The organism is Micromonospora sp. CPCC 206060, assembly GCF_036906895.1.
Lineage (GTDB): Bacteria > Actinomycetota > Actinomycetes > Mycobacteriales > Micromonosporaceae > Micromonospora.
Map to the genome: position 1 here is coordinate 13,157 of NZ_JBAKHU010000064.1, position 14,932 is coordinate 28,088.

The following is a 14,932-nucleotide window of genomic DNA, read 5'->3' on the forward strand; positions in this document are numbered from 1 at the left end:
TTTCCGGCACCTCCTCTCATGACCACGACAGCTTCCTTGACGCAGGTCAGGCCGCCAGGGCTGCCCGCACGTCGGCCGCGTACAACTGGCGCATGTCGTCGACGGTCGGTGCGGCGGCGCGGCGCAGCCGGTTGGCCTGCTTGGTGATGGTGCGTTCGAGCAACTGGCGGGCGTACCGGCCGTTGCCGAAGGTCTCGTCCCGGGTCAGGGTGTCGAAGTGCTCAGACAGCAGGGGAAGGCTGTCGTTGCTGAAGTCGAAGCCGTTGTCGCGGGCCAGCGTCTGCACGATGGACACCAGTTCCGAGGAGGTGTACGACTCGAACGGGATCTGCCGGCTGAACCGGGAGGCCAGCCCCGCGTTGTTGGCCAGGAAGCGGCGCATGTCCCCGGTGTACCCGGCCGCGATCACCACGATGTCGTCCCGATGGTCCTCCATCAGCTTCACCAGCGTGTCGATGGCTTCCCGACCGAAGTCGTTGCCCTGGCCGGTCAGCGCGTACGCCTCGTCGATGAACAGCACGCCGCCGCGCGCCCGGTTGAACACGTCGGTGGTCTTGACGGCAGTGTGCCCGACGTACTCGCCGACCAGATCAGCCCGGGAGACCTCGACGAGCTGGCCGGTGCGCAGCACACCCATCGCGTTGAGCAGTTGCCCGTACAACCGGGCCACGCTGGTCTTGCCGGTGCCGGGCGGCCCGGCGAAGACCAGGTGCCGGGAGATCGTCGGTGTGGGCAGGCCGGCCCGGGCCCGGGCCTCGGTGGAGGCGATCAGGTCGATGACGTCGGTCACCTCGCGCTTGACCGCGTCCAGGCCGACCATCGAGTTCAGCCGCCCGAGCAGGTCCTGGACGACCTGCGCCACGCCGGCCGACGCCGATGGCCCGGCCGCCTGTTCGCCCAGGTCCTCCGGCAGCAGCCGGGCCAGTTCGAGGTCCGGGGCCTGCGGGTTGTTCGACAGCCGGTACGCCTGACGCCCCAGCATGTCCTCGAAGACCTGCCGCGCCACCCGGGCGTTGCCGAAGGTCTCGTTGCGGGCCATCTCGCTGAAGTGGCTCACCAGGGCCTGCCGCGTCTCGTACTCCAGCGCGTAGTGGTGGGCGCGGCAGAGCCGCTCGACGATCTCGGCCAGTTCGTCGTCGGAGTAGCTGTCGAACTGGATGGTACGGGCGAAGCGGGACTCCAGGCCCGGGTTGGCGGCCAGGAAGGTACGCATGTTCGGGGTGTACCCGGCAACCACCACGACCACCTCGTCACGGTGGTCCTCCATCAGCTTGACCAGGGTGTCGATGGCCTCCCGGCCGAAGTCGTGGCCGCCGCCCCCGCCGGTCGAGAGCGTGTACGCCTCGTCGATGAACAGCACCCCGCCCAGGGCTTCCTCGAACCGGGCCGTGGTCTTCACCGCCGTGCCGCCGACGTGCTCGGCGACCAGGTCGCTGCGGGACACCTCGACCAGTTGCCCGCTGGAGAGCACCCCGAGGGTGGCCAGGATCCGGGCGAAGATGCGGGCCACCGTGGTCTTACCGGTGCCGGGCGGCCCGGCGAAGACCAGGTGCCGGGACATGGGCGGTACGTGCAGCCCGGCCTCCCGGCGACGCTTGGCGATCTGGTTGAGCCCGACCAGGGTGGCCACCTCGTGCTTGACCCCGGCCAGGCCGACCAGCCCGTCCAGTTCGCGCAGCAGCGCGGCCACCGGCCCGTCCGCTTCCCCGCCGCCGCCCGTCCCGCCGCCACCCGCCCCCCCGGCACTCGGCGTCCCGGCACTCGGCCCGTCACCGGGTGCGCCGGTACCGGGACCGCCGTCGGCGGGTACCGCCGGATCGGGTGGCCCGACGCTGGACGGCGCGGGGCGCGGCGGGCGGGAATCGGACGGGTTCCCGGGCGGGGCGACGCCCGGCCCGGTACCTCCGGTCGGGGCGGGAACGGATCCCGGGGCGCCGTTGGCCGCCGGTGCATCCGGCCGCCCGGCCCCGGGCACCGGAAGAGAAATCGGGCGTCCGTTGTGACCGGTGTCCACATCAGACAACTCGACTGCGGCGGTCGGGCTCGGCGCGTCCACGGCGACGCCGCCGTTGCCGCGCACCACCCCGCCGCGAAGCCGCACCGGCGCATCGGTCTCCACCACGACACCCGGGCCCTGGTTGCCCACGATCTCGCAGTCCGTCGCGGTGATGGTGCTGCCGGCGCCGGCCCGGATCCCCGGGCCGCGGCTGCCACTGATCCGGCTGCGGGACAGGGTGACCGCGCTGGGGCCACCGGTCAGCACGCCCGCCCCGGCCGACTCCTCCACGGCCACCGAGGACAATGTGGGACGGGCGGTTCCGGCCACCTCCACGCCGACCCGGCAGCCGGTGAGCCGGGAGTTGGACAGCACGGTGGCCGCGCTGTCGGCGAGCTTCGCCCCGGCGGCCCGCGCCCCGGTGATCTCGCCGTTGGAAAACCGGCCGGCACCGCCGGTCGCGTGCAGGCCGTACCGGACGCCCTCGATGGACAGGCTGTGCAGTTGCGGGGCGGCTTCCTGCTCGATCGCCACACCGATGGGGACGTCGCGTACCTCGACCCCGTCCAACCGCGCCTCCGACCGGCCGGTCAGGAACACGCCCGCGTCGGCGCAGCCCGCCACGGCACCCCCGGTGAGGTGCGGCGCCGCCGCGTCGTTGACCAGTACCCCGGCCGCGCCGCATTCGCGCACCTCGCAGTTGGTCAGCTTCGGCCGGGAGGTACCCCGGCAGTCGAGGCCGTGGCCGCGGGCCCGGATGATGAGCGTGTTGGAGAGCGCGGGCGCCGACTGCGCCAGGGTGACCACGGCGTGCACCCGGGTGTCCATGATTTCGCAGCGGTCCAGCACCGGGGCCGCATCGTCGCTGGCCAGCAGCCCGACTTCGCCACCGTGCACCGTGGTCCCGGCCAGGTACGGCCGGGCGGCCTGCTGCGCCACGACGGCGTACTGGCCGACCTCGTCGATGCGGCAGCCCTCCAGACGCGGGGCACTGGCGCCCACGGCCAGTAGCGCCGCCTCCGCGATCCCGGTGAGCGTGCAGCCCCGGAACACCGGGGCGCTCTGCCCGGCCGCCAGGATCGCGGACTTGGCGATGTCGTGTAGGCGCACGCTGGTGTACTCGCCCGCGCCGGCCTCGTGGACGATGCCTGCCCCGCCGGAGTTACTGATCGCGCCGCCACGCATCTCCACGGCGCCGCCGCGCACGTGGATCGCAGCCGGCGCCGTGGCGTCGATGGTGCACGCCTCCATCCGAACCCGGCCCGCGGCCACCTGGAACAGCGGCATCCGCTCGTCGCCGCCACGGATGGCGATGTCCTGGATCAGGATCTCGCCCCCGGCAGCCAGCATGGCCCCGCCCGTGGGTACCTCGATGGTGACGGTGCCCGGGCCGTCCTCCGCGACCAGGACGACATTCCGGCGGAACAGCGGCGCCTCACGGTACACGCCGGGGCGTACCGCAACGGTGTCGCCGGGCGCCGCCGAGTCCAGTGCCCGGGAGATGTCGGTGAGGCATCCGGTGTCCCTGGCCGACACCGACAGCACGCTGGTGGTCACGGATTTACTCCTTGCTGACTGTCGCCGCCTGGGGTGTGCCCGGCGCGGGGCGGGCCGGGTCGAGCCGGGCCGCCAGGGTCGGACCGGACGCCGCCGGCCGGTCCGGGATGGAGCTCGAACGGGCGGTTGTTGGCCGCGAAGCCCAGCGGCCACGGCAGCGGCGCGGGGGGCGCGCTTTGCGGCTGTGCGGCGAGCGCGTCGCGCAGCTTGCGGGCCACCCGCTCGTCGAGCCCGAAGTCGCGGTGCCCGAAGACGACTTCCCGCAGCAGTACGCACGGCGTGCCGTCCGGCCCCTCGTCGGCGCCGAGCACCGCGAAGCGGGTACCGGCGGCGAACATGACCCGCCCGGACCGGGCACCCAGTTGGTCCAGCCGCCGCGCGGTGGCCGACCAGATCGCGTACCGGCCCGCGCCGCCCCCGGTGCCGGCGGTCAACGACACCGTGGTGAACGCCGGCTCCACCACCAGGTCCCCGGGACGGTACCGGCCGGTCACGTCCAGTCCGTCGGGTACCGCAGCGAAGACGGGTCCCCCGATGGCCGGCAGTTGTTCCAACCCCGCGCAGGCACACCGGGCCAGCAACTGGACGTCCGCGTCGGGCATACCTCCACCGCGCAGCGCGCCGTTGACCCGCTCGCTTACTCCGTCGAGCAGGGCCAGCACCGTGACCAGCCCGGCCATGGTGTCGTGCGCGCCGACCGCAGTGCGCAGCCCCGGGTGCAGCGACAGCGCCCGGGCCACCGCCCGGGAGTGTGCCTGGAACTTCCAGTCCAGCACGGTACGCAGCCGCTCCCGGTCCGCCTCGTCGGTGCGCGCCCGTACCCCGAACCACATCGCCGTCGGCCGGTCGGCGCGTGGCGCCGGCGGCTGGCCGGCGCCCGCGCCGTTCGCCGGGGCATCGGTGGTGTCCAGGCCGGCAGCCGGGGCGGCGGCAGTCGGGGTGGCGGCAGCGGCCGGGGTGGCAGGCGGAGTGGCGAGGGTCGGGGTGGCAGCAGCCGGGGTGGCGACGGTCGGGGTAACGGTCAGCGGCCGGTGGGTGTCCAGCTCCAGCTGGGGCGGTTGGAGCTCGGGCAACACCATGCGCCGGACGCTGAGATCGGGCTGGGGCACCTCGATCACCGGAACCGCCAGGCCGCGCACCCCGAGCGCCGCATCCACCCCCGAAGACATCCCCGGCCCCGATTCCGGTGCCACAGCGGGTGACGCGACCGCCGCCGGGTCGGCGGGCGACGGGGCGGTCCCCGGACCGGTGGTCACTGGCGACGACACCGGGGACGGCGGCTGGCGGTACCGGTTGCGGCCGGACGCCCGGCCGGTCGGGGTGGGGCGGACGCGCACCGACCCCAGTGCGGGCAGCAGGCGACCCGCCGGCTCCGGTGCGTCCCCGCCGTCGGGGCGCCAGCACCAAAACAGCCCGCCCGTGGAGGCGCGCCCGAAGGTGAAGCGGATCCCGGCATCCGAGGCGTAGACCGGTGCCCCCAACTCGACCGCGAGCTGGCGCAGTACCGGCCCGGCCCCGTCGGCCGGCGCGGTCCGCTGAGTGACCAGCAGCACCGGCCGACCCCGCCACCGGGGGCAGTGCCAGATCGCCTGGGCCAGGTCGGCGGCGGCCAGCGGCCGGCCGCCCAGCCGGAAGCCGGACCGGTCGGCCTCGACCGCGAGCGCGAACCAACCCGCAGGGCCGGGGGTGACCGATTCCGGGGCCTCCCACGGCCCCGGATCGAGCACCGGTACCCGCGGACCGGCGTCCGGCATGATGCGCGCCACGGCGGCACCCACCGCCTGCGACGCCTGGCGCAGGTACCGCGCCACGTGCCGCCCGACCGGTACGCCCTGGGCTGGCTGCGGAAGTCCCCAGGACGACGGCATGGGTACCCGCTGCAACGGGGCGAGCACCTCGGTCACGGCAACACCGGCCGCTGCGTACCGTCGTCGGGTTTGTCCCCGGGCGTCGCGTCCGACACCCACGGATTCACCGGCGCTACGTCCTCGGGCGATGGAATGTCGGACGAGGGGATGTCGGACGAGGGGTTGTCGGCCGGTGGTACCGGGTCGTCGTCGGCCCTGGGTACCTGCCAAACGACCGCCTCGGCGTTGGGCCGGCACAGGTGCGCCAGGGCACGGTGCACGGAGACCTCGTCCAGGGGCTCGTCGGGCTCATCCCCGGTCAGGTGCGCGGCCAACTGCGGATCCGGCGCCAGGCCGTAGTTCTCCAGGTAGTACGCGACCGCCTCGCTCCACAGCCAGGTCCCGTCGGTACGCAGGTGCATCGGTACCACGTCGCCCCGGTCCGGGGCCAGGATGTCGGGCATCTCGGCGCTGCTCCACGCGATGACCACCCCCCCGCGCAGCGCGGCGAGCAGGTCGTCGCGTTCCGTGGGATCGGAGACCACCGGCCGGTTGCTGGCGAACCACGGGCCGCGTACCGGATCGACGCCGTCGAAAAGCCGGGCGGTGGCCACCGGCGCGGCCGGCCGTGCCGCCCACAGCAGGGCGCCGGACGAGCGGGCCAGGGTCTGGTAGTACGGTGCGTTCAACCCGGCCCAGCAGACCTCGACATGGGCCTCGGCGTCCCCGGCCTCGGCCATGATCTGCCGCAATTGGACGCTGAGTGCGGGGAGGGTGTCCATGGTGTCGTCGACGCTGACCACGGCCACCCGTACCGGGTCTTGCCAGGGCCGGGCGGTGGACGGCATCCGCCACGCCCGCCACACCGCGCGGACCGCCGGGATTGCCGACGCCGCGGCCACCAGCGCCCGGTCCGCCGGGTCGAGGGTGTCGGCCGAGTCGGCGATGCGGTCCTGCGGGAGCACCATCCAGGCCAGGTCTTCCTGTGTGGTCGGCAGGTCGGACAGGAACTGCCACGGTGCCGGCGGGCGTTCTCCGCGCAGCTCCTCCAGCGCCAGGCCGAGGTCGATGTCCCCGCCGCTGAGTGCCAGTTCCTCGCGCAGCGCCGCGATCTCGTCGGCGTCCAGTTGCAGCGGCTGGGAGACTGCCTCGAAGGCGACCGTCTGTACGACGTCCAGCCGCCGGCCGGCGGCCAGCGCATCCCGCGCGTCGGTCAGTACCCGGTCCGGCAGCGAGCCGGCCAACCGCAGCAGCAACGCGTGCATGCTCTCGTCACGCTCGGCGTCCCGTGTCGTCTCCGGTGCCACATCCAGGTCCGTGTTCACGTCCACGGTCACCACCTTCCTTCACCCCGTCCAGGGTTCATCTGTGGCACGCCCGGCGCGCCAGCAGGGTTCACTCCTGCGACGGCCCGGACGCGCCTACTTGTGCCGCCACCACGACTCGGTGCTGGCCCGGTCGCCCTTACGGAACTCCGTGCTGACCTGGCGGCCGTGCACGATCATTCCCGCGTACCAGGTGCGGGCCACGTAGTTGAACGGCCCCATGTCGACCACCCCGACCTCCCGGGCGTTGGTGACGCAGAAGTCGAACAGGTCCCGGCAGAACTCCAGCACCGTCTCCCGCCGGCCGCCGGTGAGCCCGCAGTTGAGCAGCGGGGCACCCCGGTTGTCGGACAGGAACTGCAACAGCTTGGCGCTGCCGCCGTGCTGGTACACCATCCACGGGATGCACAGCGGCGCCGGCTCGTCGCCCACATACAGCCGGTCGTCCATCTCCGGGAACGGATCGCGCAGCATCTCCACGTCGGTACCGTCGACGCACCACACCTGGTCGATCTCGGGGTGCTCGCGCAGGTACCGCCACCAGCACAGCCAGCGGTGGAAGTACGGCGAGCCGCCCGCCCCGCCCGGCGCCACCCGCACGTGCGTGACCAGGTCGGTGTCCGGCTCGTCGAGACAGTCGTGCAGCACCACCAACCGCCGCCCGTGCCGCTCGACAGAGCGGCGCAACTCGGCCAGGTCGGCGTAGTTCGGTGTCCAGGTGATGCCGCGCTGCGGGTCGGGCTGCGCGGTGAGGTACGTGGTCAGCACCACGTTCTGCGCCGCCGCCGCACCGACCGGGGCGGGGCGGAACTCGCGGTACTCGGTCGAGGTGTAGCTGGCCTCCGACCGGGTCTTGAGGTTACGCACCAGGTGGAAGCGCTCGATGTCGGACACGCTGGAGCCGACCTTGGTGCGTTCGTCGCAACTGAAGATGAGGTCTCCGCTGCCGACCACGTCGGCGAACCGGAACGAGGTCAGGCCGGCGTTGTAGATCCGGTTGGAGAGGTCCACGTGCTCGTACCCCCACCGGCCGTACCGGGTGTCGTACCCGCCCACCCGGTCCAGCACCCGCCGCTCGAAGTAGAGCATGCAGCCGCGGGGATGGGTGTACGCCCGAAGCTGCTCGTCCCGGTAGATCTCCGTCGAGTCTCTCAGCTGGCCACGCGGGGTGTCGGTGAAGATGTACATCAGATGCGGCTCGGGACTGTCGATGTATGGCCGCTCCCAGCCGTCCACGATCGGCCAGCAGTCGTCGTCGAACAGGAACAGGTGCGTACAGCCCCGCTCGACCAGCAGTTCCAGGCACTTGTTCTTGGCCCGCGCGATACCGGCGTTGCTGTCGAAGCGGAACGTCGCCTCCTCCACCGGCTCGTCGCTGGCGTCGTCGACCACGACTATCGCGGCGCCGCTGGGCGCATACTTGCGGATCGCCTCCAACGCGGTACGGAGCACGGCGCCCCGGTTGTGCGTCGTGATCCCGATGCCCACCGCCGGAAACTCCGTCTCCTGCATGCCCACCTCTTCGGTCGGGGCGCCACGGCGCCGTCACTCGGGGGCCGCCGCCGCCGAATGCGGGGTCGTCCAGGTGGTTCACGGCATCGCGGCACCGTCGGGTTCACCGGTCGACACGCCAGCCAACGGCGGCGCGGCGTGGACCGCAGGTACCGGCGTTGGGCGTAGGGATAACCCTCCCCAACTCGCGGGTTGGCACCCACGGGAGCAGGGGCCACACCATGTCGAGCGACCGGCCCACGGCGGCAGTGTCATGGCATGGCCGAACGGGTGCAGAGCAAGCGACACAGCAGCGCGTTGGAGAGCGATTCCCACCTGCGCGAACTGATGGACACCTACCAGCAGCCGCTGCTGAAGTACGCGCAGCGGCTGACCGACGGCGACACTGGGCGCGCCGAAGACGTGGTGCAGGAGGCGTTCGTGCGGGCGTGGCGGCACCTGGACCAGCTCACCGCCGACCGTGGGTCGGTGCTGGGCTGGCTGCGCCGGGTGGTGCACAACCTGGTGATGGACGGGTACCGCATGAAGAAGGCCCGGCCGATCGAGGTGGACATCGAAAAAGCCGCCGCGGAGGCCACGGCGGACCCGATGGCCGGCGTGGTGGACTCCCTGCTGGTCGAGCAGGTGCTGCGCGGGCTGTGGCCGGAGCACCGGGCCGCGCTGGTGGAGACGTACCTGAACGGTCGGACCGCGGCCGAGATCAGCGCAACGCTCGGGGTACCGGTCGGCACGGTCAAGAGCCGGGTGCACTACGCGCTGCGGGCGGCCCGCAAAACTACCTCTGGCCACCTACTCCGCGCCGCATGAGCCCCTGGCCGCGACCGTGGCGGAAGGCCGTCGCAGCCCACGAGCCGGGCCAGCCCGGCCCGACCGGAATCGCCTACAGTGAGGACATGCGCTCGACGCAGCAGACTGGCGGGTCATCCCCGGTGCCGGGCCCATCGGACGATGTGGCCCGGGTGGTCGACGCGGTGCACGGCCTGCCGGGTCGGCCGCTGCCAGGAGTACAGGCCGAAGCCCTGGCCCGGGCGCTGGGTGGGTGCCTGGAGGCCGCCACGGTCACCATCGAGCTGTGGCTGCCCCTGCCGGCGGGCCACGACGCCGACCCGGCGGCCGAACACACCGTGCAGGAGTACCGGTGGACCGCTACTGGCGCCGAGGCGGCGGAACCGGTGACCGGGGCGGCGCCGGTCCGGCTGAGCGACGCCGAGCAGGTCCTGGCCGACCTCGTGATCGAGCCGCCGGCGGCGGCCGAGCGGCTGCTCCGGTGGCCCGAGCTACTCGCCGTGACCCGCCTGCTGGTCAGCGACATCCAGGCCCAGCTGACCACCAGCAGCGCCGAGAGGCTGATCGGTCAGAGCGCCCTGCTGCTGGCCGACGCCCGGCTGCGGGCCGCAGGTGAGATGGAGCACCAGCGGTACCAACTGGAACGCGACCTGCACGACGGCGCCCAGCACCACATGGTCGCGTTGCAGATGTCGCTGGCCATGGTGGAGCACCAGCTGGAAGCCGGCAACGCCGCCGAGGCGGGCCGGCACCTCGACCGGCTGCGGGAGCTGCTGACCAGCACCGAGGAGGTGCTGCACACCACCGCGACCGGCCTGCTGGCACCGCTGGCCGACCACGGTCTGGTGGCCGCGTTGGCGGCCCGGCTGGGCACGCTCGACACGGTCACCCTGGACATCGACCCGCAACTGACCGGCCATCGGCACCCGCCCGAGGTGGAGGTCACCGTCTACCTGGCCTGCCTGGAGGCGGTCAGCAACGCGCACAAGCACGCCCCGGGCGCCGCGGTCACGCTGACGCTACGTACTTCCCGTCAGGGCCTGAGCTTCGAGGTGGCCGACACCGGGCCGGGCTTCGACACCGACGGGCGGATGCCGCTGCGCCAACTCGCCGCCCGGTTGGCCTCGGTCGACGGCACGCTGACGGTACGGTCGAGCCCGACCACCGGTACCCTGGTCAGCGGGTTCGTGGCGATCTGAGCCGTCCCGCCGGTACCGCCGGGCCGCCCGCCCGTGCCTCGCGCCGGTCACTCGACGCCATCGGTCACTCGACGCCATCGGTGAACAGCCGCTCGCACGTCCGTATTAGCAGCGCACGCGCACTGCGCCCGGCCGGTCCCGAGTCCGGCGCCATGGGCTGGGTCCGCCAGAACACCAGCGCCCGGCTCGCGGCCTGGGTCACCTCCCCCGAACCGGCGTCGCCGGCCAGGCCGAGCCGGGACCGCGAGTCCGGACCGTGCGCGCCGAGCAGACGCAGCGCCTCGTCGTACCCGCGCGGCAGCCGGATCCGCCGACCCTGCAACGCCTGCAACAGATCCAGCTCGGCCACCTCGTGCGCGCCCGCGACGGCCGCCTCCACCGCCCGGGCAAACCGGTCGTCCAGCTGCCCTGCGGCCAGGCAGGTCACCAGTGCGCGCAGCGCCCACCGGGCGGCCAGTACCCCCGCCCGGGCACGTACCCGGGTGCGCAGTGCCGCCTCGATCGCGGTACCGCCACCCGGGGCCGCACGCCAGTCCACGATCGCGTCGCACATCGACCCCAGCCGCTGCGGTGATCCGACCGTCGCGGCGGTACCCTCGCGCAGCGCGCAGATCACCACCGGGGAAAACCCGTCCCCGCCCGGCGACCGCAGGGCGGTCAGGAACTCCGACTCCGCCGCGCTGGCCGGCCTGGACAGCACCAGCACGACCGCATCGGGGGGCCCGTCGGCAGTACCCGACCAGCGGCGCAGCCGGTCCGCGAGGTCGACGTCGACTCGGTCGCGGTGGTGCAGCAGCCGCAGCCCGCGCAGCGCGTCCACGGGTCCCTCGACCAGGATCCGGTCCACCCCGGCCGCTGCGCCCGGCCACGCGGCGCCGGACCAGTCGGGCAGCCGGACCGGCCGCCACGGCGGTGCCCCGCGAGCCGGGTCCAGCGTGATCCGCGGGTATGGCTGGTACTGGTAACCGATCGGCGGGACCACCCCGACCGGCGGCTCCCATCGGGCGGTACCGGCCGGCTCGTACAGCGCCGATACCAGCTCAGGTGCCGAGGCCCCGACCACCACCACCCGGGCCTGACCGTCCTGCCGGTCGACCGCGACCCGTAACGGCCGGCTGTCCTCGGGCGCCTCCCGGCCGGTCACGAGCAGGGTCAGCAGGCGGCGCACGGAAACACCGACCAACAGCTCGGATGCGGCGGCGGTGGCCTCGTCCGGCTGCGGCCCGGCCGGCTCCGGCGCGGCGGTACGCGCGGGCTCCGGCGCGGCAACCCGGGCCGGCTCCGGCCAGTCGCCGCCGAGCCGCTCCGGCAGCAGGATGTCCACCACGGTCGGCGCACCCCGACCGGCCCGCTCCACCCGCAGCCGGCCGCCCAGCGCGGACAGCCGCCGGGAGTCGTCCCGCAGCGCTGCGGCGACCCGGGCCGGCTCGACGCCGGCCCGCTGCGCGCGGATCGTCAGCACGCCGTTGGACCGGCCCAGTTCCAGGTCCACCGGCTGCTCGCCGCCGCTGGCGCCCAGCGCAGCCGCCGCGGACGCACCGGCCTGGTACAGCCCGGACTCGACCTCCCAGCCCTGGCGCCGGCCCAGTTCGCCGTGGAAGACCACCGGTACCGGCAGCGTCGCGCTGACCTCCTCCAGCGCCGCGCGTACGCCGGTGCTGCGCAGCACCTGCGGGTACACCCCACGGACAACGGACCGGAACTGCTCGATCATCTCGCCCAGCCCGGCCCGGATACCGCCGGCGATCACCGTGGCCTGCGGTGAGCCGGCGCGCAGCGCCCGCTCCAGGTCCGTAGTGCGGTCCAGGATCCCCTGTAGCTGCCGGCCCGGCGTCGCGGTGACCGCGGTGGCGAGCCGGTCGCGTTCCACCGCCTGCACCGTGAGCAGCTCCAGCTGGGTCGAGCTGACCCGCTGTACCGCCCGGTCAACCCGGGCCCGCACGGCGTGGCACGCCGCTCGGTGGCCAGCCTGGCGCAGCAGCAGGCCGACGCAGAGCGCTGTCTCGCCCAGCGGCGCCGCCACGGCCAGCGGGTACCCGGGATCCTCCGGGTGTGCCAGCACCAGCACCCCGTACCGGGCCCCACCGTTGGTCACATCCGCGGTCGCGACCACACCGGCCGCGCCCAGCAGCAGGTCCGGGTCGGCTATCGGGTTCGGCAGCGCGCTCCGTACCCAGCGGGGCCGCCAGGCGACCGCGGGTGTCCACGGTGGGGTGCTGGTGCCGTGTGCCGTCTCTGCCTTCTCCGCCGGTAGCCACAGCGCCGCGTAGCGCACCGCGTGGGCCCGGGCGAGGTCGCGCAGCAGCGTGCGCAGGATCGGCCGGTATCCGCCCAGCGGGTTCTGCGGTCCGGCCGGCGCGGGCAGCGCACCGGAGGACGCCAGCCGGACCAGGGCGGTGAACGGCCCGGCTGGGCGGGGTGGGTGCGCCGCCTTGCCGTCTGTGATCCGGGGCACGGCCCTAGTCCGCCGTCTGGTTCGAGCGCATGTAGGCGAGCACCGCCAGGACCCGCCGGTGGTGCGCTGCCGACTCAGCCGGCAGGTTCAGCTTGGTAAATATGCTCGCGATGCGCTTCTCGACCGTCTTGACCGACAGGAACACCTCCGTCGCGATCCCGGTATTCGACCGTCCTTCCGCCATGAGTCGCAACACGGCGCGTTCCTGCTCGGTGAGATCGGCCAGCAGACTACGTACCGGGGGACTCGGCCGGTCCACCAGGTTGGCAGCCAGCACCGGCTCGATCACGATCTCACCGGCGGCGATGCGCACCAGTGTGTCGGCGAGCACGGCCACCCCGGCCACCTGGTCCTTGAGCCGGTACCCGATCCGCTCGGTGCCGATCTCCAGCAGCCGGAACAGGTAGTGCGCCTCGGCGTGCTGGGACAGCAGCAGCAACCCGATGTCGGGGTATTTCTCCCGTACGCGCTGGGCGGTCTGCAGTCCGCCGTCCGCGCCGGGCGGCATCCGAATGTCCATTATGGCCACGTCGACGCGGGTACGGGCCAGCATCTCCAGCAGTCGGTCGCCGTCCTCCACGCAGCCGACCACCTTGTGCCCGGCCGCGGACAGCAGCAGTTGCAGTCCCTCCCGGAACAGTGCCCCGTCGTCAGCCACCGCAACGTCCATGGCTCGCCTCTCGATATCAACACCGACGATTTTTGTGATCCCCGAATACAGCGGCGTATCGTGATGGCGCTGGTACGGCCAACGATGACGGTTGCATGGTAGCGGCGGCCGGGCTCGGCGCGGGATCCTGAGTATGTACCGCGTGGGTACGGCCTGGGCGCCAGCCTTACCGCCGCAGCGCCACCTCCGCCGGGACCGTGATCATCTCAACTTCAGGTTCCAGGCCACCACCGACGTCACCGGATCAGCTACCGTCGTGATGCCGGTGCCGCCCGTGAGTCCGACGTAGGCCTGTTCGGTGCCGACGATCAGGCGCAGGTTGACCGATTTCGTGAACAGCGGCTTGGCCGGGCGGAGGCCGGACTTGCTCACGTAGACCCTCAGTCGGTGCAGCCTGGCATCGTAGTCGATCCACACGTTGACGACGCCCCTGCCGTACAGGCTGAAGCCCGGGTCCTTCCACGCAAGATGCTGGGTGATGTCACCGTTCCTGGTCACCGCGACGTGCTGGTGGTCGGCCGGGTCGAACGTGTTGACCCAGGTGTCGAACTCGACCGCCAGGCTCGGCTGGATCCGCGGCAGGCCGGTATCCGGCCGGGCGCCGTACCCGAGCCCTTGGCCACTGGTCCCGCGTGCGGTGCGGGACTGGCCCTGGACCACGAACGCGATCCCGTCGCTGATCTTGGTGATCTCGAAAGAGAACCCCGTGCTGAAGGAGCGGGACGGGTCGATCTTGGTGGGCGCCCACGCGCTGCCCGCCTTGTCTCGCCCGGATGCCAGCACCAGCCGCCCGCCCGCGACCGTCGCCGACCCGTTGAGCCACAGTTTGGCGGTGTCGGGAAAGCCCTGGAACGCGAACACGGGCGCGACCTTGCGCATCGGCATCGGAAACGCCGCTGGCTGTGTCTGTTTGACCGCCAGTGGTGTCGGCGGCGCAGCCTTGGTCTGCTCGGGGGTCGCCGGGTAGGACGAGGTTGCGTTCGTCAGCACCGGGACGAGGGACGCGTCGAGCGGCGCCGCCTTCGGGATTTCGGCGGCGTTGCTCGCCGAGAACGCAAAGACACCGGCCGCGGCGACCACCGCGACGGCCGCCACCCCCGCGACGCCGCGCTGCGAGCTCTGCCATCGGGATGGCGGCCAGGTGATACGGCCAGAACGTGCGAACATCACTTCAGCTCCCGCCTCGTGAGCACATGCCCATGTCGTCATTCGTGGGCCTATGCTCCCTACACGCATGGAAGCGGGTCGCGGTTCACGGCGAGCAAACCGGGCTCGGGTAGGCGGTGTCCCGGTAGTTGTACCCGCAGGACAGAGCCGGTGGGCAGGCGCCCGAGTCGACTGGAGCTTCCATGTACGGTGCCGGATCGCCGCTACCGACTGAGTTCGACGACCAGTTCGACCTCGACAGGAGCGTCGAGCGACCGTGCCGTGTTCGCGGGTGAGTCGGGTGGTGAGCTTGTGCAGGCCGTCACGGCGCAGGTTCGCCACCCGGGCATGTACCCGACCGAGCTGGGCGCAGGCCCGCTGCCACCGGTTCGACGGGCGCCGACCGGTCCGCCGGTCCGGGCCGGTCTTGCGTGACACC

General features: G+C 72.7%; 9 protein-coding genes. 2 read left to right on the forward strand and 7 right to left on the reverse strand.

The annotated features are described in order from the left end of the window. Window positions 1–46: 46 nt before the first annotated feature. From V6U90_RS26970 to V6U90_RS26985, 4 genes are all read right to left on the reverse strand, one after another. Entirely contained in the window at window positions 47–3,553 is a 3,507-nt protein-coding gene (locus tag V6U90_RS26970; RefSeq protein ID WP_334442356.1) for an AAA family ATPase, read from the reverse strand. Continuing rightward, complete coding sequence (locus V6U90_RS26975) at window positions 3,550–5,457, reverse strand: hypothetical protein (protein WP_334442358.1); 1,908 nt, start codon at window positions 5,455–5,457, stop codon at window positions 3,550–3,552. Before V6U90_RS26975 ends, V6U90_RS26970 begins: the two co-directional genes overlap by 4 nt. After that, complete coding sequence (locus tag V6U90_RS26980; protein ID WP_334442359.1) at window positions 5,454–6,731, reverse strand: hypothetical protein; 1,278 nt, start codon at window positions 6,729–6,731, stop codon at window positions 5,454–5,456. Before V6U90_RS26980 ends, V6U90_RS26975 begins: the two co-directional genes overlap by 4 nt. A gap of 90 nt (window positions 6,732–6,821) precedes the next feature. Next, window positions 6,822–8,237, reverse strand: coding sequence for a glycosyltransferase family 2 protein (locus V6U90_RS26985; protein ID WP_334442361.1), 1,416 nt, complete (start codon window positions 8,235–8,237; stop codon window positions 6,822–6,824). 258 nt (window positions 8,238–8,495) lie between these two features. Here V6U90_RS26985 and V6U90_RS26990 point away from each other — a divergent pair, with 258 nt between their 5' ends. Together V6U90_RS26990 and V6U90_RS26995 are read left to right on the forward strand one after the other, a co-directional pair. After that, complete coding sequence (locus V6U90_RS26990; RefSeq protein ID WP_334442363.1) at window positions 8,496–9,044, forward strand: sigma-70 family RNA polymerase sigma factor; 549 nt, start codon at window positions 8,496–8,498, stop codon at window positions 9,042–9,044. A gap of 86 nt (window positions 9,045–9,130) precedes the next feature. Then, the gene (locus V6U90_RS26995; protein WP_334442366.1) at window positions 9,131–10,222 is read left to right on the forward strand and encodes a sensor histidine kinase; all 1,092 of its coding nucleotides are present in this window, start codon (window positions 9,131–9,133) and stop codon (window positions 10,220–10,222) included. A gap of 64 nt (window positions 10,223–10,286) precedes the next feature. Here V6U90_RS26995 and V6U90_RS27000 read toward each other — a convergent pair whose 3' ends face one another. The 3 genes from V6U90_RS27000 to V6U90_RS27010 form a co-directional block, all read right to left on the reverse strand. Continuing rightward, on the reverse strand, window positions 10,287–12,677 hold the full coding sequence (locus tag V6U90_RS27000) for a hypothetical protein (RefSeq protein ID WP_334442369.1): 2,391 nt from the start codon (window positions 12,675–12,677) through the stop codon (window positions 10,287–10,289). A 4-nt stretch (window positions 12,678–12,681) separates the two neighbouring features. Then, window positions 12,682–13,335: a response regulator transcription factor gene (locus tag V6U90_RS27005; RefSeq protein WP_334442372.1), complete on the reverse strand. Its 654-nt coding sequence runs from the start codon at window positions 13,333–13,335 to the stop codon at window positions 12,682–12,684. Window positions 13,336–13,548: 213 nt separating this feature from the next. Beyond that, window positions 13,549–14,514 carry a lectin-like domain-containing protein gene (locus V6U90_RS27010; RefSeq protein WP_334442374.1) on the reverse strand — a complete coding sequence of 322 codons (966 nt, stop codon included), beginning with the start codon at window positions 14,512–14,514 and terminating at the stop codon, window positions 13,549–13,551. Between the last annotated feature and the right edge of the window lie 418 nt (window positions 14,515–14,932).